The sequence below is a fragment of the Shewanella sp. 10N.7 genome, from assembly GCF_020806285.1.
Taxonomy (GTDB): domain Bacteria; phylum Pseudomonadota; class Gammaproteobacteria; order Enterobacterales; family Shewanellaceae; genus Shewanella; species Shewanella electrodiphila.
This window is the reverse complement of sequence record NZ_JAJGZS010000008.1, coordinates 117,773-137,590: the sequence shown is the minus strand read 5'-3', so window position 1 is coordinate 137,590 and position 19,818 is coordinate 117,773. Positions and strand designations below refer to the sequence as shown.

General features: G+C 40.1%; 21 protein-coding genes and 1 pseudogene. 14 read left to right on the top strand and 8 right to left on the bottom strand.

Going from position 1 to position 19,818, the window contains the following annotated elements; genetic code table 11:
• The first annotated feature begins 144 nt into the window (after positions 1–144).
• From LMH66_RS07220 to lolE, 3 genes are read left to right on the top strand one after another with little or no spacing between them, the layout of a single operon-like run.
• A complete protein-coding gene (locus tag LMH66_RS07220; protein ID WP_229369078.1) occupies positions 145–1,377 on the top strand; it encodes a lipoprotein-releasing ABC transporter permease subunit in 1,233 nt (410 codons plus the stop codon).
• Positions 1,377–2,123 (top strand): lipoprotein-releasing ABC transporter ATP-binding protein LolD, encoded by a 747-nt coding sequence (gene lolD / locus LMH66_RS07215; protein ID WP_102528541.1) that lies wholly within the window; start codon positions 1,377–1,379, stop codon positions 2,121–2,123. The genes LMH66_RS07220 and lolD overlap by 1 nt, the downstream gene beginning before the upstream one ends.
• The gene (gene lolE, locus LMH66_RS07210) at positions 2,123–3,370 is read left to right on the top strand and encodes a lipoprotein-releasing ABC transporter permease subunit LolE (RefSeq protein ID WP_229369077.1); all 1,248 of its coding nucleotides are present in this window, start codon (positions 2,123–2,125) and stop codon (positions 3,368–3,370) included. Before lolD ends, lolE begins: the two co-directional genes overlap by 1 nt.
• 271 nt (positions 3,371–3,641) lie before the next feature.
• On the opposite strand, the gene LMH66_RS07205 is transcribed toward lolE, so the two are convergent.
• The 3 genes and pseudogenes from LMH66_RS07205 to LMH66_RS20560 form a co-directional block, all read right to left on the bottom strand.
• Positions 3,642–3,815 carry a tyrosine-type recombinase/integrase gene (locus LMH66_RS07205; RefSeq protein ID WP_324295165.1) on the bottom strand — a complete coding sequence of 58 codons (174 nt, stop codon included), beginning with the start codon at positions 3,813–3,815 and terminating at the stop codon, positions 3,642–3,644.
• Positions 3,816–3,902: 87 nt separating this feature from the next.
• Entirely contained in the window at positions 3,903–4,217 is a 315-nt protein-coding gene (locus LMH66_RS07200) for a tyrosine-type recombinase/integrase (protein ID WP_267869109.1), read from the bottom strand.
• A gap of 138 nt (positions 4,218–4,355) precedes the next feature.
• Positions 4,356–4,532: pseudogene (locus LMH66_RS20560) on the bottom strand (phage integrase N-terminal SAM-like domain-containing protein); the annotation flags it as partial.
• A 36-nt stretch (positions 4,533–4,568) separates the two neighbouring features.
• On the opposite strand from LMH66_RS20560, the gene LMH66_RS07195 reads away from it, so the two are divergent.
• Positions 4,569–5,147, top strand: a complete 579-nt coding sequence (locus tag LMH66_RS07195; protein ID WP_229369075.1) for a hypothetical protein — start codon at positions 4,569–4,571, stop codon at positions 5,145–5,147.
• Positions 5,148–5,165: 18 nt separating this feature from the next.
• Here the strand turns inward: LMH66_RS07195 and LMH66_RS07190 are convergent, their stop codons facing one another.
• A complete protein-coding gene (locus LMH66_RS07190) occupies positions 5,166–5,597 on the bottom strand; it encodes a hypothetical protein (protein ID WP_229369074.1) in 432 nt (143 codons plus the stop codon).
• A gap of 97 nt (positions 5,598–5,694) precedes the next feature.
• Here LMH66_RS07190 and LMH66_RS07185 point away from each other — a divergent pair, with 97 nt between their 5' ends.
• Positions 5,695–6,240: a DUF924 family protein gene (locus LMH66_RS07185; protein ID WP_229369073.1), complete on the top strand. Its 546-nt coding sequence runs from the start codon at positions 5,695–5,697 to the stop codon at positions 6,238–6,240.
• A 109-nt stretch (positions 6,241–6,349) separates the two neighbouring features.
• Here the strand turns inward: LMH66_RS07185 and LMH66_RS07180 are convergent, their stop codons facing one another.
• Positions 6,350–7,159, bottom strand: a complete 810-nt coding sequence (locus LMH66_RS07180; RefSeq protein ID WP_229369072.1) for a helix-turn-helix transcriptional regulator — start codon at positions 7,157–7,159, stop codon at positions 6,350–6,352.
• 141 nt (positions 7,160–7,300) lie between these two features.
• Here LMH66_RS07180 and LMH66_RS07175 point away from each other — a divergent pair, with 141 nt between their 5' ends.
• Positions 7,301–8,260, top strand: a complete 960-nt coding sequence (locus LMH66_RS07175) for a LysR family transcriptional regulator (RefSeq protein ID WP_102528535.1) — start codon at positions 7,301–7,303, stop codon at positions 8,258–8,260.
• A gap of 152 nt (positions 8,261–8,412) precedes the next feature.
• On the opposite strand, the gene LMH66_RS07170 is transcribed toward LMH66_RS07175, so the two are convergent.
• Complete coding sequence (locus tag LMH66_RS07170; protein WP_229369071.1) at positions 8,413–9,411, bottom strand: NADP-dependent oxidoreductase; 999 nt, start codon at positions 9,409–9,411, stop codon at positions 8,413–8,415.
• Positions 9,412–9,538: 127 nt separating this feature from the next.
• Between LMH66_RS07170 and LMH66_RS07165 the strand changes: the two genes are divergently transcribed.
• From LMH66_RS07165 to LMH66_RS07155, 3 genes are all read left to right on the top strand, one after another.
• Positions 9,539–10,450, top strand: a complete 912-nt coding sequence (locus tag LMH66_RS07165) for a LysR family transcriptional regulator (protein ID WP_102528533.1) — start codon at positions 9,539–9,541, stop codon at positions 10,448–10,450.
• A 239-nt stretch (positions 10,451–10,689) separates the two neighbouring features.
• Positions 10,690–11,241, top strand: coding sequence for a GNAT family N-acetyltransferase (locus LMH66_RS07160; RefSeq protein WP_229369070.1), 552 nt, complete (start codon positions 10,690–10,692; stop codon positions 11,239–11,241).
• A complete protein-coding gene (locus tag LMH66_RS07155; RefSeq protein WP_229369069.1) occupies positions 11,242–11,481 on the top strand; it encodes a DUF3624 domain-containing protein in 240 nt (79 codons plus the stop codon).
• 97 nt (positions 11,482–11,578) lie between these two features.
• Here the strand turns inward: LMH66_RS07155 and LMH66_RS07150 are convergent, their stop codons facing one another.
• Positions 11,579–12,082 (bottom strand): DUF2062 domain-containing protein, encoded by a 504-nt coding sequence (locus LMH66_RS07150; protein ID WP_102528530.1) that lies wholly within the window; start codon positions 12,080–12,082, stop codon positions 11,579–11,581.
• Between the two features lie 28 nt (positions 12,083–12,110).
• On the opposite strand from LMH66_RS07150, the gene LMH66_RS07145 reads away from it, so the two are divergent.
• The 5 genes from LMH66_RS07145 to LMH66_RS07125 all read left to right on the top strand — a co-directional run bounded on the left by LMH66_RS07145 (position 12,111) and on the right by LMH66_RS07125 (position 18,814).
• On the top strand, positions 12,111–14,753 hold the full coding sequence (locus tag LMH66_RS07145; RefSeq protein WP_324295163.1) for a DNA internalization-related competence protein ComEC/Rec2: 2,643 nt from the start codon (positions 12,111–12,113) through the stop codon (positions 14,751–14,753).
• Between the two features lie 40 nt (positions 14,754–14,793).
• Positions 14,794–16,599: a lipid A export permease/ATP-binding protein MsbA gene (msbA, locus tag LMH66_RS07140; RefSeq protein WP_102528528.1), complete on the top strand. Its 1,806-nt coding sequence runs from the start codon at positions 14,794–14,796 to the stop codon at positions 16,597–16,599.
• Entirely contained in the window at positions 16,600–17,610 is a 1,011-nt protein-coding gene (gene lpxK, locus LMH66_RS07135; RefSeq protein ID WP_229369068.1) for a tetraacyldisaccharide 4'-kinase, read from the top strand.
• Complete coding sequence (locus tag LMH66_RS07130) at positions 17,597–17,770, top strand: Trm112 family protein (RefSeq protein WP_102528526.1); 174 nt, start codon at positions 17,597–17,599, stop codon at positions 17,768–17,770. The genes lpxK and LMH66_RS07130 overlap by 14 nt, the downstream gene beginning before the upstream one ends.
• 321 nt (positions 17,771–18,091) lie before the next feature.
• Positions 18,092–18,814 (top strand): phosphotransferase, encoded by a 723-nt coding sequence (locus LMH66_RS07125; protein WP_229369067.1) that lies wholly within the window; start codon positions 18,092–18,094, stop codon positions 18,812–18,814.
• 75 nt (positions 18,815–18,889) lie between these two features.
• On the opposite strand, the gene LMH66_RS07120 is transcribed toward LMH66_RS07125, so the two are convergent.
• Complete coding sequence (locus LMH66_RS07120) at positions 18,890–19,753, bottom strand: MBL fold metallo-hydrolase (protein ID WP_229369066.1); 864 nt, start codon at positions 19,751–19,753, stop codon at positions 18,890–18,892.
• Between the last annotated feature and the right edge of the window lie 65 nt (positions 19,754–19,818).

Sequence of the window (19,818 nt, the reverse complement as noted above, 5' to 3'; positions counted from 1 at the left end):
AAACTAATACCCCTATTATCATGCCCATCTTTATCATTTAGCAAGTTTTAACCCGCTTGCGTAAATAAACTGCTGTTTTATATTAAACAATATACAAATAATGCCGTTTTATTCGCCTTACAAACTTGGGATGTGCTTTCCTTTATGAATTTTCGGTTTTCACTGTTTATAGGTTACCGCTATTGGCGCACAAGAAAAGCCAATGCTTTTGCATCTTTCATTACTTTTTTTGCTGTTTCGGGTATTTTTTTAGGTGTCGCTGCGCTGATTATTGTTAGCTCAGTGATGAACGGTCTAGAAGGGCAACTCAAAGAGCGAATTTTAGGTGCTGTGCCGCAGTTAACCCTAGTTAATGACGCAGGTTTTAGTGATTGGCAGCAACAGACGCAATCATTAACTGCCCAATCTCAAGTGCATGGGTTAGCACCTACTGTAACCACTCAAGCCATGGTGCAATCCAGTCAGAATATCAGTGCTGTGCAAGTTTATGGCGTATTCCCAGAATATGAACAAAATTTGTCGGCCATAATCGCTAATACCTATTCCAGTGCGTTTGAGCAGTTGACACCGGGTAGTTACAATATTGTACTTGGCAGTGAATTAGCGAGAAAGTTATCCATCAATATCGGTGACAGAGTCAGACTACTTAGTGGTGATGGTGTGGTGTATTCGCCACTCGGTCCTGTGCCAAGCCAGCGAAAATTTACTGTAGCCGGTGTATTTGAGATGGGCTCGCAAGTCGATTCAGCGTTAGCTTATATTCATTACACAGACGCAAGACGATTAATGCGATTAAAGCCAAATGAAATCAATGAGCTTAGAGTGTATTTGGCCGATCCGTTCGCTGCGCCGCAAATGGGTGAAAGTATTGCCGCAGAACTTAAACAGCAGAACATTGATATCACAACCCGAGATTGGCGTGAAAGTTTTGGCCATTTATTCGCTGCGGTCAAAATGGAAAAAAACATGATGTCATTGATGTTATCGCTGATTGTCGCAGTTGCAGCGTTTAACATTGTGTCAGCGTTAGTGATGATGGTTATAGATAAAACCACTGATGTGGCGGTATTAAAAACCCAAGGGTTAACCACTCAGGCAGTGATGAATATCTTTATTGTGCAGGGCTCGCTTAATGCGATTATTGGTCTGGCATTAGGGGCGCTGGCTGGTGTTACCATCACCTTAAATTTAAATATTATTTTGGGCGTATTAGGCATTTCAGTATTGGGAGCAGGGCAAATGTTACCGGTCGAGATCTCGGTTACCCAAATCGCTATTATTGTTGTTGGCACCTTGGCGATGACGCTTATTGCCACGATTTACCCAGCATTAACCGCTGCACGCGTTCAGCCAGCAACCGCATTGAGATATGAATAATGAAAAAAGAAGCTTCAGTGATATTGCAAGTCAGTAACGTAAGCAAACAGTTTCATGATGGTGAAACCACCACCAAAGTGCTGACTAATGTTGATTTGAATGTGTATAAAGGCGAACAACTTGCCATTGTTGGTAGCTCTGGTTCAGGTAAAAGTACCTTATTGCATATTATGGGAACATTGGATATTCCTACCGCTGGCGAGGTCTTGCTTGATGGTGAAAATCTCTATCAATTAAACGCCACTCGTCAGGCCGAAATACGTAATCAAGATTTAGGGTTTATTTACCAATTTCATCATTTGTTACCTGAGTTCTCAGCACTTGAAAATGTGGCAATGCCAGCATTTATTCAAGGCCGAGATAAAAAGCAAACCTTGAAAGAAGCGACTGAATTACTCGAAAGAGTCGGCCTTGGGCATAGATTACAGCATATCCCTGCGCAGCTTTCAGGCGGAGAGCGTCAGCGCGTCGCGATTGCTAGAGCGCTTATTAATAAGCCTAAGCTAGTGCTTGCAGATGAGCCAACGGGTAATTTGGATGCTAATAGTGGCGACAGTGTGTATTTGCTTATTCGCGAACTCGCTCAGCAATTAGGGACTGCATTTGTTGTGGTCACTCATGATTATAAGCTGGCTGAAAAGATGGATAGACAGCTAACGATGAAAGACGGTGTATTGCAGTCTTTAACGGGGGCTAATAACCCTCTTGCTGCAAAAGCTGAGTCAACTGCGATGGATAATAGTTAATGAAATCATTACTGCCGCTCACAATAGGTTGGCGTTTTTATCGGGCTAGACAATCTAATGGTTTCATTGGGTTTATTTCATTTGCCTCCACAGCGGGTATCGCACTGGGTGTTGCGGTACTTATTTTGGTGTTATCCGCCATGAACGGTTTTGAGCGAGAGCTTGAACAACGTTTGTTAGGTGTAGTGTCTCATGGCGAGTTGCTCAGTGTGAATGAGCCTTTACATGATTGGCAGTCTATTGCAGAAACAGCTAAAGATATGCCCGAAATCGTCGCCACAGCGCCTTTTATTCGGATGCAAGGACTCGTGCAAAAACCGGGTGGTTTTCAAGGTATTGAGCTTAACGGTATTGAACCTGAATTTGAGCAAAAAGTATCAACACTCGCAGAGTTTATGCCGGCCGCTGCCTGGAATGCGTTGGCTGAGCCAGTAAACAATATTGTCTTAGGTCGCAGTCTATTAGACAAGCTTGGCTTAAGTGTTGGCGATACATTATCTATGTATACGCCGGACATGAGCCAATCTAATAAATTGTCAGCAGCTAAAAGTCACCGTTTTATCGTGGCAGGAGTTTACGATTTAGGCGGCGAGATTGAATCGACTCAGGCTTATGTTTCGATGTCATACCTTGCTAACGTATTAAAAATTCCCCAAGGTTCAGCAACGGGCCTTAGAATTACCGTTAACAATGTGTTCAGTGCGCCAAGAATTACTCGCGATCTAGGTTATGCGCAAAGTCAGTATTTGCATTTAAATAACTGGACTCGCTCTCAAGGGCATTTATATCAAGATATTCAGCTTGTTAGAATGGTAATGTACCTTGTGCTAGCACTTGTTATTGCGGTGGCGTGTTTTAATATCGTGTCTACCTTAGTGATGGCTGTAAGAGACAAAAGTGCTGAAATTGCAATTTTAATGACCATGGGCTTAAAGCGCGGCGCCGTGATGGCGATTTTTATCATGCAAGGCGGCTTAAACGGATTATTAGGTTGTACCATCGGCGCTGGTATTGGTGTACTGCTTGCAACCAACTTAAGCGCAACAGCCAGTTTTGTTGAACAAACCTTTGGGATCCAGCTTTTAGCTTCTGATATTTATTTTATCGACTTTTTACCGTCTGAATTACAACAACAAGATGTGATATTAGTGGTCACTATGGGACTCGTCATGAGCTTGTTTGCGACGATTTACCCAGCTTATAAAGCCACTAAAATTGCTCCAGCATCAGCACTGGCAGGTCGTTAAGGGCTTATTACACAATAGAATATGCACATATGATAAATGAGAAAAACTTAGTCATGGTGATTTACAGGCAATAGAACGATCATGGGGTGGATAGTCCATTAAGTCGATCCTGATACGGCATCTCAAGATGAAAATCTTACGTCATTAAAGCAAATGATGAACTCTGACTTTATGAGTTGTTTGCCCCACTTAGCTAAACCGACTTCAAAGTAAGCTGCTCAGCCTATTATCTTTTAATATCGCAATTTAATCATATCAATTGACAAAGTTATCACTCTATATCCATTGGACTTAAAACGCCTGTTTGGTGTAAGCCTGCAACTTGGGTATATATTTTGGGTGTTTTTACATCATTATGACCAAGTAACTCTTGAACGGTTCTTATATCGTATCCACGTCTAAGTATGTTGGTCGTAAATGAGTGTCTACAAGTATGGGCGGTGATACGCTTATTGATGGGGTCTTTTGAACCGCTTTGCGTAATGCTTTACGAAAGGTTGTAGGATCAATATGGTTTCTACACATATACCCATTAACTGGATGTGAAACGCTGTGAATTGAAGGAAAAGATATTGCCAATGTAATAGTTCTGCGCTTGCCTCAAATTTTTTGAGTAGGCTAGTCGGTAAAGAAGCCAAACCAACCCTTGGGACAGATCGTGAACATGAATCTTTTGCACGTGGCACATCTGCTGCTTTATGAGCTCTATAGCCATGTTAGGTAAAATACAAACCCGATCTTTTTTTCCTTTGCCTCTAAAAACGAACAATGTTCTATTTTCAACATCTATATCTTTAACTCTCACGTTCAAAGCTTCAGCTAATCTCAGCCCTGCACCATATAGCAAGCTACCGATAAGTTGATATTAACCCTGTAAATTATCAATGAAGTGTTTTGCCTCTGTATCAGTTAACGCCTGCGGTATGCGTGTTGGTGCTTTAGCATATTGAAATTGCAGGTTATCGGTATTCATTGCCAGGACATGCTTGAATGCAAAAACAAGGGCGCAAAGTGCTTGTTGTTGAGTGCTGCTTGATACCCTTTTACTATTGGCCAAAAAAGATAAAAATTGTTCAATATGAACAGGGGAGATTTGTTTAGCTGTAGAAAGTTTAAAATGACGGATAAATATTAGTTGACTATTACAGTATAATAAACTGATATTTGTAGGTCATACTTGTAATTTAGTGGGATACTTATGAAAGAAGTAGTAAATGGAATTTATGAAACCAATAAAATGAAAGTGGAAATTAGGGAAAATATTGTTTCTAAGACATTTAAAAAGGTAGGTAACTATAGTAAAAGATATACAAGAGAGAAAACATCACTACAGCGGTTATCAGAATCATCACTATTTCCTAAACTAGTTTCGTTTGATGATAAAACAAATAACATAAAGATGAGCCGCATACCAGGAAGTCAACCTGAAAGTCTATCTGAAAATCAAATTGACTTATTACGACAAATGGTAAAGAGTATGCATGATGCAGGGGTTGCTAGACATGCAATACCGATAAGAGATTTACTTTCTAGTAATGATAAAGAGCTGGGAATGGTAGATTTTGAACGTGTCACACTTAAGCGGTTTAGTTTTTCTCCTATTTGGCTAATCGCAAAGAAAGTCTCGAATTACCACTTGTGCCGTTTAATGAAAGAACATCAATCACACCTTCTTTCTGAGTCAGAGCAAATATTTCTTGAAAAAATAAATAAAATCAGGAATACACTACAAAAAATTAAACATATAAAGAGTAAACTTAAATCTCTATTTAGTTAGGGTTGACCAGTACACACCTTAGTCAAAGTAACTTTTAACACTGTCCCAAATGCCTAACGATGTATCAGGAAATAAGTCTATACCCAGTGCCGATTTTAATAGGTACAACATTAGTAGCCCAAACAGCATACTAATAATGATAAAACCACTGACACTAGCAAACATCATCAGCATAGATAGGTTCTTTTCTCGACGAGTATAGGCTCGTTTGTTTTTACCTAGTAAAAACACGTAATAAAAACGCCACTTAATGAAAGGAAATTTGAATGTTCCCCGTTTATCTACGAAGTGTCCGCCCCAAGTATTAGGGCCCAATGACATCTTTATGGCATGGAGTTGTTCATCAGTGAAACTTGATGCGACATCGGATGGTGAGCGTTTGAGCACTTTTTCAATAAGTGGATCTTGCCTTATGGTATCGCTGGTTGTTTTTTGAGCAGGGCTTGTCATCGATACCCCTTGTTTATCATTATTAACGATTAAGTTAAATCTAGCATACAATTATAAAGTTACTGAAATTGAACACAATAGACTATTAAAGGCAATGATGATGACAGATTTTCAGCAAGTGATTTCATTTTGGTTTGATGACATAGACAAGTCTATGTGGTTTAAAAAAGACAACGAGTTCGATCGGATTATCATGTCTAAATTTGCTAGGTTACACAGTCAAGCCATGGCTGGAGAACTATATGAGTGGCGAAAGCAGCCTCAAGGTCGGTTGGCGGAAATTATTGTATTGGATCAATTCTCCAGAAATATGTACCGAGATTCTGCAAAAGCGTTCGCATCAGACACACTTGCGTTGGTATTAGCGCAAGAAGCCGTAGCACAGGGGCAAGATAGGCTGTTAACAGCAACTGAACGTAGTTTTTTGTACATGCCTTACATGCATAGCGAGTCTGAAGTCATTCATCAGCAGGCACTCGTCTTATTTAATCAAGATGGCTTGGAGTCAAACTATCAGTTTGAAAAAAAGCACTTTGATATCATAAAGCAATATGGCCGCTATCCTCATCGAAACAGTATTTTAGGAAGAGAGTCTACTGCCGCAGAAATCGCCTTTCTCACTCAACCTGGATCATCGTTTTAAGGCCAATTAATATAATAAGCAGCTCAGTTAAAAACAAAAACGCCTATCAATAACTTGATAGGCGTTAATCTTACGTCACGAATATGCGTTGTTTACACAATAAGCGCGATTAGTCGTAATGTTGCTCGTAACGAAGTAATGCCAAGTCATCGTTACCGTTGAGTACATGTTTAATAAATGGATTATTAAACAAACTCTCACTCTTAGCGCTATGCAAGGTGATTGGGCCGCTTGTTGGCACTTGTTCAAGGTAAATATCATTAAACAAATGGCTATAATAGTTAATGAAGCTTGGTAAAAGCAGTACAAGTTCTGACGATAATGTTTGTATGAATTTGAAAATATTCATACGAATAGTTTTATCAATTGCCACGACACTTGCCAGTTTCAGGTAGCCGTTTTGTGCAACACAAAAGGCAAGGTGCCCGATAAGTGAATTGTTATAGTAAAAACATACAACCTTTAAACGCTTACATCCAATGTGTTCAAGGGTTTCATTAAAGTCGTAACCGCTTTGCACTTCATGCGCTTGGTATATCGACTCTTTGTCATCTTCAGCCATCTCATCAAACCAAAATTCTTTAATTTGATTAATGCTGTAATTGTAAATGTTTGGCATTTGGCCATCATGAATACGATTTTTACGAGCTTTTCTGATAACTTTTAATTCATGTTCGTCGTATTGATAACACTGGTTAAAAAAGTTCGCTAAACCTACTCTTCGATTTAAAGATGGCAGAATAGTGCCTTTTTCCCAAAGACTCACCATTGACTGGTTTATGTTTTTGAACAGGCTGTGATTATTCGCTAAATCATCAGCTAAAGTTTGTTGAGATAGACGATACGATTTACGGTATTGTCTTAACACACTCGAAAAACTTTCTTTGTTAAATTCGGTTTCAGTAAACTGATTTGCCACGTGCTTCCCCTGGATACATATGTGAACTAAATGTCGTTGTCATTTAAACGACGCAAATCTTAGTTAACACTTGTGACGCGGGCTACTTATAATAACTATAAGCTATGCTAATATTAGGGCGTATTTGTCAAGGATTAACGCATGTACGTAAAGTATTCAGATCAAATAAACCTTAACTATTTACGTGTATTTAATGAATTGTATATAACGCGTAGTACAACTGGTGCAGCGGCAAAATTAGGTATCTCTCAATCAGCTGTAAGCCAGATATTATCTAAGTTACGTGAGGCAACTGGCGATCCATTATTCATCAAGGGTCAAGGTCATTTAGTGCCTACTGTTAGAGCAACAACGATTGGTGAAGGTTTAGCTGCTGAGCTGATGTTATTAGAAAAAAAGTTATATCCTGATGAGTTTTTTAATCAGGCCGATTTTGACGGCGAGATCACATTTGCGATTTCCAGTCCACTGATTGATATCATTTCAAAACCACTCGTAGAGATCAGCTCAAAGATTTTGCCAAAGGCGAGAATTTCGTTTGTTCATTGGAACGATCATACTCTTGATCAAATTATTAATGGCGATGTTCATATTGGTTTTAACCTGTTTCCATTAAATGCACCAAAAGAAATTAGACAAATACCTATTAGAGAATCAAAGCCCATTTTTGTTAGCAGAACGGAAAATAAATGGATTGAAGAGGGAATGGAAAATAGTGGTTTCAAAGACCATGTTTTTGCGGGTGTCATACTCAGTGGGATTAATCGTATTAAGGGGATCCTAGAAAACACTGATTTAATGGAAGGGTTTAGGTTTAAATATCGCTCTGAGTCACAATCGATATTGGCGAATCATTTACTGACCGACAATAGCGTTATTCTGGTCGATGAGTTGTCTAGCCATCATTATGAAGAATATTATTGTTACCAGGCGCCTCAGCGACTTAATAAGTTATTACCGACTTCCTTGAGTTACGCTATTTATTACTTGCAAGCAAATCATCAACATCCAATTTACTCTGATGCAGAAAGGGTTGTTCGTAACATACTGGATGAGCTTCTTGCCAACATTAAGATTATTCCCAACCAAAATCGCTATTAAGTCATCAGAGTGCTGTGGCATTGATAACGTCGTAGGGTTAACTGAGCATAAAAAAGCGCTACATTTTGGGAATGTAGCGCTAATAAGCGGTTTTTAAAACTCACTGAAATCGATTAGTGCAAAAGTCGACGGAGAGAAACGACTTAACCGACTTACAGTTTCACCATCAACTTACCTTTGTTGCCACCGCTAAAGAATAAATTTAACCCATCAATTGATGATTCAAGCCCTTCTAGTACGTGTGCACGATGTTTGATTTTACCCTGCAGCACATAAGGGGTTAACTTCTCTAATAGGCTTGGTACTTCGCCGTAATGATCTGGCATAGTAAAGCCTTGCACCGTAATCCGTCGTTTAAGGATATTCATCCAACTCGGTCCTGGGGCAGGTGTCTGTTTACTGTAATCTGCAATCAGTCCACATACCATGACGCGTCCATGTGGATTCATTCTATCGACAATTAGGTTTTGAATCGGGCCTGCGGTATTTTCAAAAAATAAATCAATCCCTTGCGGGGCTAACTTATCTAATTCAGCAGCTAAGTCTGCTGTTTTATAATTTATTGCAGAATCAAAACCAAGCTCGTTCACTATCCAGTCTGCTTTTTCATCACTGCCTACAACGCCAATGACATGTAAGCCATCAGCTTTAGCTAATTGCCCTACAATAGAGCCTACAGAGCCCGCTGCACCGGTGACAATGATTGTTTCGCCAGCTTTAGGTTTACCGACATGAAATAAACCTTGAGTTGCGGTTAAACCTGGTAGGGCAAAGACCGATAAAATTGCTTCGTCAGGGAGTGGTGCATCGATTTTGTTTAAGCCTTTACCTTCACTGACAAAGTACTCTTGCCAACCCATCATCCCCATCACGCGATCGCCCGCTTTAAAATCTGGATGATTACTTTCAACGACCTCGCCAACACCACTACTGCGCATTACATCGCCTAAATTAACCGGTGGAATATAGCTATCAGTATCTGGTTGCATCCAACCAAACATAGCCGGATCCAATGACATGTAGTTTTGCTTAACCAGTAATTCACCTGGTTTAACAATAGGCATTGGCTTTTGAACCACTTCAAAAATATCTGAAGTGATTGGGCCACCTTGTGGGCGTTTGACAAGGTTAATGGCGGTATAGGTGCTCATTGAAATATCCTTTTACTCATTGGGTTCGATATATTGTTTGTTGAAGTTATTATTCCTTTTCTTTTTTATAAGATATAGTGGCTAAAAAGCGATTCTTTATTGCTTTTATGACAACAATGGATGATTTATGGATCAATTAAGAGCCCTTAAGTATTTTGTCAAAGTCGTAGAATTAGGCAGCTTTACTCAAGCGGCTAAGACTTTTTCAGTGCCTGCTTCATCATTGTCACGTCGTGTGGCTGATTTAGAGAAAAGTTTAGGGGCAACCTTATTAAAGCGATCTACACGTGCGGTTAGCTTAACTGAGATTGGTACTGAGTATTATCAACAAGTATCTTCGCTGCTGAACCAATTAGAGCAAAGTAATGAAGCCGTTAGAAGTTATCAAACAGAACCAATGGGGACGTTGCGGATCAGTGCGATGGTAGGGATTGGCCGTGAAGTACTTATTCCCTTAATGGATGAGTTTTCTCGTTTATACCCCAAAGTTATTCTTGATATTGAACTCAGCGATGAGCTGTCTTCAGTTGGTCGGGATGATGTTGATATCGCGATTCGGGGCGGATACGCCCCAAATGACAGAGTGGTAGCGATTCGGTTAATGGACAATCAATTTATTCCTGCAGCGACCGAGCAATACTTGCAGCAAATGGGCACTCCTCATCATCCATCTGAATTGTCACAGCATAAAGGGTTATATTATCGCTCGCCTAATGGCAGAGTACCTTGGTTAAGTTTTATCGATGGTCAATGGCAAGATGTGTCAGCTCCTGCAGCTGCCATTAGCAATGCTGGGGAGTGGTTGATTGAAAAAGCCAAACAGGGTGATGGCATTGTCATGATGCCAAGATGGGTGTTATCGCCTTTTTTACACCGAGGCGAGCTACAAGAACTTGATTTTGAGCCACCGCTATCAGCCAGCCAAAGCGCTGACTTTGGAGTTTACTTGATATATCAAAAGCAGCGCTATCACGTGCCCAAAGTAAAAGCTGCGGTAGATTTTTTAGTGGCGAGAATTAAACATGCGACATGGGGCTAACTATTATTAGCTTTAAGTATTGGCTTTAAGTATTGGCTTTAAGTATTGGCTTTAAGTATTTGCTTTAAGTATTAGCTTTAAGGAAATATTCATTAGTATGGCTTGGGTGAAGATCGTTTAAAGTTTAGCAAGTAGCAAGTAGCAAGTAGCAAGTAGCAAGTAGCAAGTAGCAAGTAAAAAAGTGACACATAGAAAAGTAACTGCTGGTCAATGATTACAGGGTATATAAGGTTACCAATATGGACTTTAAAATAGTAACTCAGCATTTGAGCATACGTGCCTTTAGGGAAGAGGATTTGGCCTTCTTTGCCGAATATAGAGCCGACCCGAAAATCGCCCAATACCAGAGCTGGACTGACTACAATATTGAACAAGCACGTGCGTTTTATGCAGCAATGGATTATCAAACCTTCGGTCAACCAGGTCAGTGGTTTCAATTGGCTATTGCAGATAAACAAACTCAGCAGATTATGGGCGATGTTGCACTGCATTTTGTTGATGAGCAGCAAATGGAAATCGGTTTTACATTGGCACAGCAATATCAACAACAAGGCTTTGCCTATGAAGCCGTTACTGCTGTAATTGAGTACTTATTTTTTAAATTGAATAAACACCGTATTGTGGCGACAACTGACGCCAACAATAAAGCTTCAATGGCTTTATTAACCAAGTTAAGTTTTAGAAAAGAAGGTCATTACCATCAAAATATCTTTTTTAAAGGCCATTGGGGTGATGAATGTTTTTTTGCTCTGCTAAAGGATGAGTATATGACCAAGCTTGAGGAAAACTAGATGGCTTGTGATGATTGCCAAGAATCCATTTTTAAGCAAAAGATTGGACGGTGTAAAGCCTGCATGTGGCAATTAACGGGTTTGTCGCTGGTTGGCTGGCCACTATGGTGGTGGCTTTATGCTGAAGATATGACCTCTGTTGAGTCAATTGCTATGGTATTTTTCTGCTGTGCTTTTAGTGGATTACTGTGTGTGCATTTAATTGTATTGAGTTATCGAAAACTTAATTATCTTGAATGAGCTTGAACTAATAACGCAGGGATAATACCAAATTAGTCGGTAAAATTATAAAAAAAGTCAGCAAACATGCTGACTTTTCTATGGTGTTTTTTACAGACTAATTCCTGCTTTTCCATTTGAATAATACTGAGTATTTCCAAAGACTTTTAATCACAAAAAAGCTGATAAAAGCAAAAATAAAGGCGTAAACAATACACCCTAATAGGAATGGTGGGCCTATGGTGCCAATAGAGCTTTCAACCCATTGCCAACTGGCTTCAAAGTTAAAGTGAGTGGTTTCCATGCCTAATATTTTCGAGCCCAGTAAATAAGCCGCATAAAACATGAATGGCATAGTGATTGGATTTGTTAACCAAACGAGTGCAACTGCCAGTGGAATATTGACGTTAAAAAATATCGCCATGCCAGCAGCAATGACCATTTGAAATGGAAGCGGAAGCCAAGCAACAAATAACCCAATCGCAAATGAGCCAGGAGCTGACTTACGATTTAAGCTCCAAAGGTTAGGTTTATCTAATAATTTGCCGAAAACACGTAAATATTTGTGATTACGTAATGTTTCAGGATTCGGCATAAATTTTTGTAATAATTTTTTTGGCATATACGCGATTACTGTCTTTAATTAATCAATGATAAATCGATTCATTTATGGTTTTTGCGCCAGTATGCTTTTTAGCAATATATTGCCAAGCTTACTTCCTATATGGATGGCGTCTATCATTCTGATTGTCGTTTTATCCACCTTCATAAAGTGGCCGTTCATCAGCGGGACACTTTTTGGAGTGATGTTAGTTTCTTTTTGTTTTAATTCACTATTTTCTTTACACGAATCAGAAATCCCTGTTCAAAAACAATTTAAGGCAGAGATAGTATCACTAGTTAGCACAAACAGCGACTGGATAAGTTTCGACGTTAGAGTGATTTCTGACCAATACGAGTTTTATCACTCTAACTATAGACTCACATGGCAAAAGCCGCCTGAAGTAAAAGTGGGTCAGGTTTGGCTGTTTACATCGCGAATGAAGCCAATTACTAGTCCGTTGAATCAAGGCGGATTTAATCAACAAAAGAATTTATTGAGTCGTCATATTGTTGCTAAAGGTCGCGTTAAGCAGGCTGAACTTGTTCATTATGACGTGCCATTAAGACAATCGGTCATCAATAAGATGACGCCAATATTACATTCACTATCCCATGGGGCGGTGTTGAATGCGTTATTGTTTGGCGACAAATCTGAACTTACTCAAATGCAATGGCAACAACTAAGGCAAACAGGTACAGGGCACTTAGTAGCGATATCTGGTTTACACCTGTCAGTCGTGTTTGGCTTGTTTTGGTTTATCTTCCGTCATAGCCTGCAACACTTCGCACCTGTTTTTAGTCGCAGAAACCTGCTACTTGCGATGATGTTTTCATCGTTAACCGTATTGGGATATGGCTATTTAGCTGGTTTTGCTATTGCAACCCAGCGTGCACTCGTCATGTTAATAATGTTGGTGATGCTGTCCATCGTAAATCATCATTCATCCCCATGGCAGCGGCTTACTTGGGCACTGTTTGCTGTATTAGCTATTGATCCTTTTGCGAGTTTAAGTGCTGGTTTTTGGCTGTCTTTCAGTGCGCTGGGGATCATATTGTTTACCCTTGAATACACCGCAACTAAAGCAAACACTGAGAATAATGCAGTTGATGAAGCTAATAATTATGGCACTAATAATAACAGTAATTATGAGCTTCAAGATCTTGAGAATGAGCTCGATGAAAAGGAAAATGACGAGATTGATGAAGGGCTAAAGCCCAAGGAACTATCAGCAGTTAAGCATTTATTTTATCAAAATTTCAAATCGACTTACCGTCATTATCAACAACAAACCCTGTTATATCTGCAAACATTTTGGGCCATACAGTGGCGATTGGCTGTTGGGTTAGGTTTATTGCAAGCGATACTGTTTGGCACCATTTCCATTAACAGTATTTGGGTTAATTTATTGATGGTGCCTTGGTTTAGTATCGTGGTCATTCCGCTCAGTATTATTGGTTTGGTGGGGAATATAATCCTAATGATATTGCCGCTCACTGAAGGCGTTAGGCAGCTAGTTGGTGCTAAATTGATGGCTTTAGGGGATATTTCTCTTGCGCCTTTTGAGTCTCTTATTAGTCAAAGCGATCAGTGGCCAATGGCGTTAATGTATTTACCCGATACGATGGTTGTCTGTTTAATGATGTTTGCTTTAGGGTTATTTTTATTAAAGTGGGCAGTGGATACCCCTTGGCGATGTGTGGTTGGTTTGTTATGTGTGCCATTTTTTCTACAATTAACAGTGAGTATATTTGAGTCGAAAGCACCGTTACAGCAAGAGCCATTTGGTCAACAACAGACCTGGCACGTACATGTGCTAGATGTCGGTCAAGGTATGGCGGTGCTGGTACAACGAGGTAATAGGGCGATACTTTATGATACTGGCGCAGCTTACGGTCAAAGCTTTAGCTATGCTGATCGCGTCATAGTGCCAACTCTGAGAGCAAAAGGAATTAATCGTCTGGATTATATTATTGTGAGTCATGACGATAATGACCATTCGGGAGGGTTAAAGGTGTTAGCTCAGCATTATCCCAAAGCAGTGATTATCAGTGATACAGCAGCGCATTATGATGCAATGACTGCAAATAGTATTATTGATCTTCACCTAAGCTCAGGCTCAGATACCCAAAAAGGCACAAAAATAGGCATCCCAAAAGACACAGGAATAACAACAGCCACAGACAATGCACTTAACCACTGTGTAAATCGTCAATTCCAATGGGCTGATTTAACAGTGAGCCTTGCTGCAAACCCCACTGCCACCAATGACAATAACCGCTCATGTATTGCTTATGTTGATGATGGTAAGCACCGGGTACTACTGACTGGCGATATTGAAAAAAGCACTGAACAATATTTAGTAGAACACAAACTGTTATCACCCACTGATATTTTGTTAGCACCACATCATGGTAGTCGCACTTCATCATCTGAGGCGTTTATTGATGCTGTATCACCAAAGCAGGTTATTTTTACTGCGGGATTTGCAAATCAATATGGATTTCCTAAAAAAGATGTTGTTGAGCGATATAAAACAAGAGGAGTTGAAACACTGATTAGCGGGAACTCTGGTCAAATAACTATCGATTTCAACTCGTCAAGTTATGCGATTCGTCAATATCGTTCAGATATTGCGCCATTTTGGTACAACAAGCTGTTTAGATTTGGTGAGAAAGTTAAAGCAGAGTAGAATATGGCCTTTGTTTGCTATTCAAGTGTTAATGTAATCAATGACAACAACTAATAACGAAATGTCGAGCGTATTTAAACGCCTTCTTACTTATCTCATTCCGATGAAAGGAATGTTCCTATTAGCCATTGCAGGCCTACTTACATATGGCCTTGTTGATGCAGCTTTTATTGCATTCATTAAACCTTTTATTGATGAAGGTTTTGGTCAAGCCCCTGCAGTTGTAGGCGGTGTTGAAGTTGATGTACCTACCCATGGCGGCTTTAACGCCAATAAAGATATTATGCTAATGGCGCCGCTGGTGGTCATTGGTATGTTTACTTTGCGTGGGATTGCCAACTTTGTGTCGACCTACTGCGTCTCTTATATGAGTGCGAAACTGATTATGGATATGCGCCAGCAAGTGTTTGAACACTACTTGCGTTTACCTGTCAGCTACATTGACCGTGAAAATAGCGGTAACTTAATTTCTCGCGTGACCTTTGATACTGAGCAAATCGCTCGAGCATCAGGCAGTGCGTTAATTTCTATTGTTCGTGACTCCATTACTGTCATTGCCATGTTAGCTATCATGTTTTTCTATTCGTGGAAATTATCCCTGTGTATTTTGGTGATAGGCCCATTAATGGGGATTGTGATAAGCGTGGTGAGTAAGCGTTTTCGTAAAGTCTCTAAGCAAATTCAATCAGCAATGGGTGGCGTTACTGCAACTACTGAGCAAATGATTAAAGGCCATAAAAATGTATTGGCTTTTGGCGGTCAGAAAACGGAAGTTAATCGATTCTTTAAAGTGAATGACTCTAACCGTCATCAGAATATGAAACTGGCTGTCGCTCAAGCCATTAGCCAACCTGTAATTATGATTATTGGCTCGTTTGCGCTTGCATTTGTGTTGTATGCAGCAACGTTCCCTGGTCTTAAAGAAGAATTAACTGCAGGTACTTTCGCTGCAATTCTTGGCGCAATGATGGCCATGCTTCAACCAATTAAAAACTTAACTCGGGTTAATGCTGAATTCCAGCGCGGGATTGCAGCTTGTACCACGGTGTTTGAATTACTCGATACCGCACCTGAATCAGATGCAGGTGAGTTTGAAACAAAGCGCGTTAAAGGTAACTTGAAGTTCAATAACGTGACGTTTAGTTACCCTGATACTGAAAAACCTGCATTAACCAATATTGATTTTGAAGTTAAACAAGGTAAAACCATTGCCTTAGTGGGGCGCAGTGGCTCAGGAAAATCAACGATTGCAAGTTTGATGACGCGTTTTTACACAGGTGTATCAGAAGGGGATATCACCCTTGATGATGTCAGTATTTATGATTACAAGCTTAAGTCACTACGTAATCAAGTGGCGCTTGTTTCGCAGCAGGTGACATTATTCAATGACACTATTGCTAATAACATTGCTTACGCTTATCCAGGTGAAGTGACTCGTGAACAAATAGTCAAAGCCGCTGAACTTGCTTACGCAATGGAGTTTATTGAAACCTTGCCAGAGGGCTTAGACACTGAAGTAGGCGAGAATGGCGTGTTGTTATCTGGTGGACAACGTCAACGTATTGCCATTGCACGCGCCATGTTACGTGATGCACCAGTGCTGATTTTAGATGAAGCGACCTCAGCATTAGACACTGAGTCAGAAAAAGCGATTCAACATGGTTTAGACAATTTACGCCATAACCGTACATCTATCGTGATTGCCCATCGCCTTTCAACGATTGAATCAGCAGATGAAATCCTAGTGATTGATCAAGGCTCGGTAGTTGAGCGTGGTACACACACGGATCTTGTTGCTAAAGAAGGTATTTACGCTAACTTGTATCAAATGCAGTTTGGTAACTAAATGCAAGGGTTAGTCAATAAAATTTGGTATCAAGGCCATCCAGCTAAGTGGTTGTTATTGCCACTTAGTGGGTTGTTTGCCCTAGTGTCATACATAAGACGCCTCGGTTTTAAACTGGGAATTAGCCAAGCTGAGACCTTACCTGTTCCTGTCATCATCGTCGGTAATATTACCGCAGGTGGCAGCGGTAAAACCCCCACTGTTATCTATTTGATTAACTTATTGCGCCAACATGGTTATAAGCCTGGGGTGATAAGTCGTGGCTACGGCGTCAATATAGATGGTGTAAAAGCCGTTAATGTTGCAGATAAAGCCACCGAAGTGGGTGACGAACCAGCAATGATAGTTGCTCGAACGCAGGTTCCTATGGTTGTTGGTGCTAAACGCATTGATGCCGCTAAAGCACTGTTAGCTCAATTTGATGTTGATGTGATCATTAGTGATGATGGCTTGCAGCATTATGCTTTAGCCCGAGATATAGAACTGGCTATTGTCGATGGTCAGCGCCGATATGGTAATCAGTGTTTGATACCAGCAGGGCCTTTACGTGAAGGTTTATGGCGCTTAAAAACGATTGATTGGGCAATTAATAATGGTGGCAACCCGCAAGCAAATGAAATTGCTATGACTCTTGAACCTTCTGATCTTAAAGCGGTAAAACCGTCATCGAATGATGAAAAATGGCAACAGCAAGAAGCGATAGCAATGGCTGGCATCGGAAATCCGCAGCGATTTTTCGATAGCTTAGTGACATTGGGTTATAAAATTAAACAAACAAAAGCATTTGAAGACCATCAAGCCTTTGATGAGAAGGAGCTTACGCAGTTGTCTTTGCAGATGCCATTGATTATGACCGAGAAAGATGCGGTTAAATGTCGCGATTTTGCACAACAAAACTGGTGGTATTTGCCAGTTAATGCGAAGCTTAATGAAAGTTTTGATACAGCATTTTTGAATCGACTAAAAGAAGTCGTCAAAGTTAAACAAGGAAACCTCCATGGCGTTCGATAAAAAATTACTTGAGATTGTGGCTTGCCCAGTATGTAAAGGTAAGCTGGAATTTGATAAAGAAGCAGATCAATTGATTTGTAAAGCTGACAAGTTAGCTTACCCAATTACTGAAGGTATTCCTGTTTTACTTGAAAACAGAGCAATACCACTGGAGTCTTAATTGACGACTGAATAAGTTCTCGATTAATTCGTAGCTAATTCAAGAGTTCTGATACAACTCCTTATGACTGGAAAAAGCGCTATTGTTGGCGCTTTTTTTGTGGGTGTCATTCGGTCTGATATTGGTTTTTGTTAAACGGTACATAGACATTAGTTGGTTAAATTTTATGCATACCATGTTATTTGAATGTAAGAGGTGTTTATAGAGTGATTGCACTAATTATTAATTAAGTAAAACTTACTCTAATACTGTTTGCTAAATTTGCTTCGATTGACGATTTGTCCGGATACTGAATATACAAATCAGTTGTGGATACTTGTTATGACTCAAATGCAATCTTTTAAAGACAAAGTCGCCCTAATGTTGGTATTAAACAAAGGGGAGCGGATCAGTCAGTTTGAACATCATGGTAAGCGTTACTGGTTAAAACAAGTTGAGCAGCTAACAGGTGCAATGCGTTTTTTAAAAGCAGATTCTGCTAAAGCCCTAATTAAAGAAACCCAAGTATTAAAGCAGCTAGACGCAGAGGGAGCGCCTGTGCCCAAAGTGGTGGCTAATGGTGAGGGATATTTGGTGATTGAAGATGCTGGGCGCACAGTACGTGATTGGTTAGATAACAATGATATTGCAGCTACAGAGCAGCAAAACATTTTGAATGATTCAAGCCAAGCGTTAGCCGACTTACATCAAATGCAACTAGCTCACGGCCGTCCAGCACTTAGAGATATTAGCTGGCGCAGTGGTGAAGTTAAATTTATTGATTTTGAAGCTAATCAACAAAAGGGATCTGTGGTAGAGCAACAAATCCGTGATTTGTTGGTTTATATTCACAGCTTGTATCGCTATTTAGGCGCAGATAGCGAACGTATTTCGAAAACCATCACAGCTTACCGACAAGCAGGCGGTGAAGCTATTTGGCAAAAATCCAAAGACTTTTTGGCCTCATGGCAATGGTTGTATTACTTCGCGAGTCCGATTAAAAACGTTGGCGGTAAGGATTTAAAGCCGGTTTATTGGGTGTTATGGCATTTTAGAAACAACTAGTGAATCAATCGAAATTAAAAAAGCTTGTGATATTCACAAGCTTTATAGTCATCTAAGCTTTGGTGATTTAATACGTTACTTTTTCAAATCCTGATATAGCGTATTAATCCATTTTTCTTCAGTGATGAAGTTCCAGCTCCAATCTTTCCACTTTGGCGGTACACCTTCAGCTTGGATTTGTTCAAGTGTTTTACCTTGAGTGAGTTTCTTTTTCATCCAGTTAATCGAGTCATCAAGCATGTGCTTAAATTTCATTAAGTCATTTTTGTTGGCGAGTTCACCATGGCCTGGTATCACTTGAGTCTGTTTATCCATCATGGTTAATGCTTTGGCAACATTGTCTCGATAACCAATGACTGAGCCGCCACCGTTTAAATCCACATACGGGAAACGGTCTTTAAAGAATAAATCACCCATATGAACTAAGTTATCGTTTTCCCAGAACACCACACTGTCACCGTCAGTATGGCCAGGTCCCATGTGTTTTAAGGTTAATGTGTCATCGTTAAAACGGATGGAAACATCTTTAGAATAAGTCACAACAGGGAGGGCTGCTTTGGGTGTGCCTTCTTTGGCACTTAGGCGTTTTAATACATTATGGTGGGCAAAGATAATCCCTTGTTCGCCAAAGTGCGCATTTCCGCCAGTATGATCGCCGTGATAATGGGTGTTGATAACGTATTTAGGTTTACCCGCTTGGATTTCATTTAACGTAGCACTTATTTTATCGGCTAAAGGCGCAAATTGGTCATCGATGATTAAGATGCCATCAGTGCCTGCGGATACGCCGATATTGCCACCTGAACCTGTGAACATATAAGCATTTTCGGTGAGTTTCTGGGAGGTGATAGTGACATCTTTAAATCGGTCATCGTCAGCGACAGTTGAAAAGCTGGTGATGGAGAGTGCAAGTAAGCAGCTAAGTGATGTACGGGTCATGATGGGTTCCTGTGCTATGTGGCCAAACTGTCCATTTAATGGAGCAGTTTGGCCTATTTATCCTT

Excerpts from the sequence above, each read along its gene's own strand:
- LMH66_RS07220 (WP_229369078.1), top strand. The coding sequence starts at position 145 with ATGAATTTTCGGTTTTCACTGTTTATAGGTTACCGCTATTGGCGCACA.
- lolD (WP_102528541.1), top strand. The coding sequence starts at position 1,377 with ATGAAAAAAGAAGCTTCAGTGATATTGCAAGTCAGTAACGTAAGCAAA.
- lolE (WP_229369077.1), top strand. The coding sequence starts at position 2,123 with ATGAAATCATTACTGCCGCTCACAATAGGTTGGCGTTTTTATCGGGCT.
- LMH66_RS07195 (WP_229369075.1), top strand. The coding sequence starts at position 4,569 with ATGAAAGAAGTAGTAAATGGAATTTATGAAACCAATAAAATGAAAGTG.
- LMH66_RS07190 (WP_229369074.1), bottom strand. The coding sequence starts at position 5,597 with ATGACAAGCCCTGCTCAAAAAACAACCAGCGATACCATAAGGCAAGAT.
- LMH66_RS07185 (WP_229369073.1), top strand. The coding sequence starts at position 5,695 with ATGATGACAGATTTTCAGCAAGTGATTTCATTTTGGTTTGATGACATA.
- LMH66_RS07175 (WP_102528535.1), top strand. The coding sequence starts at position 7,301 with ATGTACGTAAAGTATTCAGATCAAATAAACCTTAACTATTTACGTGTA.
- LMH66_RS07170 (WP_229369071.1), bottom strand. The coding sequence starts at position 9,411 with ATGAGCACCTATACCGCCATTAACCTTGTCAAACGCCCACAAGGTGGC.
- LMH66_RS07165 (WP_102528533.1), top strand. The coding sequence starts at position 9,539 with ATGGATCAATTAAGAGCCCTTAAGTATTTTGTCAAAGTCGTAGAATTA.
- LMH66_RS07160 (WP_229369070.1), top strand. The coding sequence starts at position 10,690 with ATGGACTTTAAAATAGTAACTCAGCATTTGAGCATACGTGCCTTTAGG.
- LMH66_RS07155 (WP_229369069.1), top strand. The coding sequence starts at position 11,242 with ATGGCTTGTGATGATTGCCAAGAATCCATTTTTAAGCAAAAGATTGGA.
- LMH66_RS07150 (WP_102528530.1), bottom strand. The coding sequence starts at position 12,082 with ATGCCAAAAAAATTATTACAAAAATTTATGCCGAATCCTGAAACATTA.
- LMH66_RS07145 (WP_324295163.1), top strand. The coding sequence starts at position 12,111 with ATGATAAATCGATTCATTTATGGTTTTTGCGCCAGTATGCTTTTTAGC.
- msbA (WP_102528528.1), top strand. The coding sequence starts at position 14,794 with ATGACAACAACTAATAACGAAATGTCGAGCGTATTTAAACGCCTTCTT.
- lpxK (WP_229369068.1), top strand. The coding sequence starts at position 16,600 with ATGCAAGGGTTAGTCAATAAAATTTGGTATCAAGGCCATCCAGCTAAG.
- LMH66_RS07130 (WP_102528526.1), top strand. The coding sequence starts at position 17,597 with ATGGCGTTCGATAAAAAATTACTTGAGATTGTGGCTTGCCCAGTATGT.
- LMH66_RS07125 (WP_229369067.1), top strand. The coding sequence starts at position 18,092 with ATGACTCAAATGCAATCTTTTAAAGACAAAGTCGCCCTAATGTTGGTA.
- LMH66_RS07120 (WP_229369066.1), bottom strand. The coding sequence starts at position 19,753 with ATGACCCGTACATCACTTAGCTGCTTACTTGCACTCTCCATCACCAGC.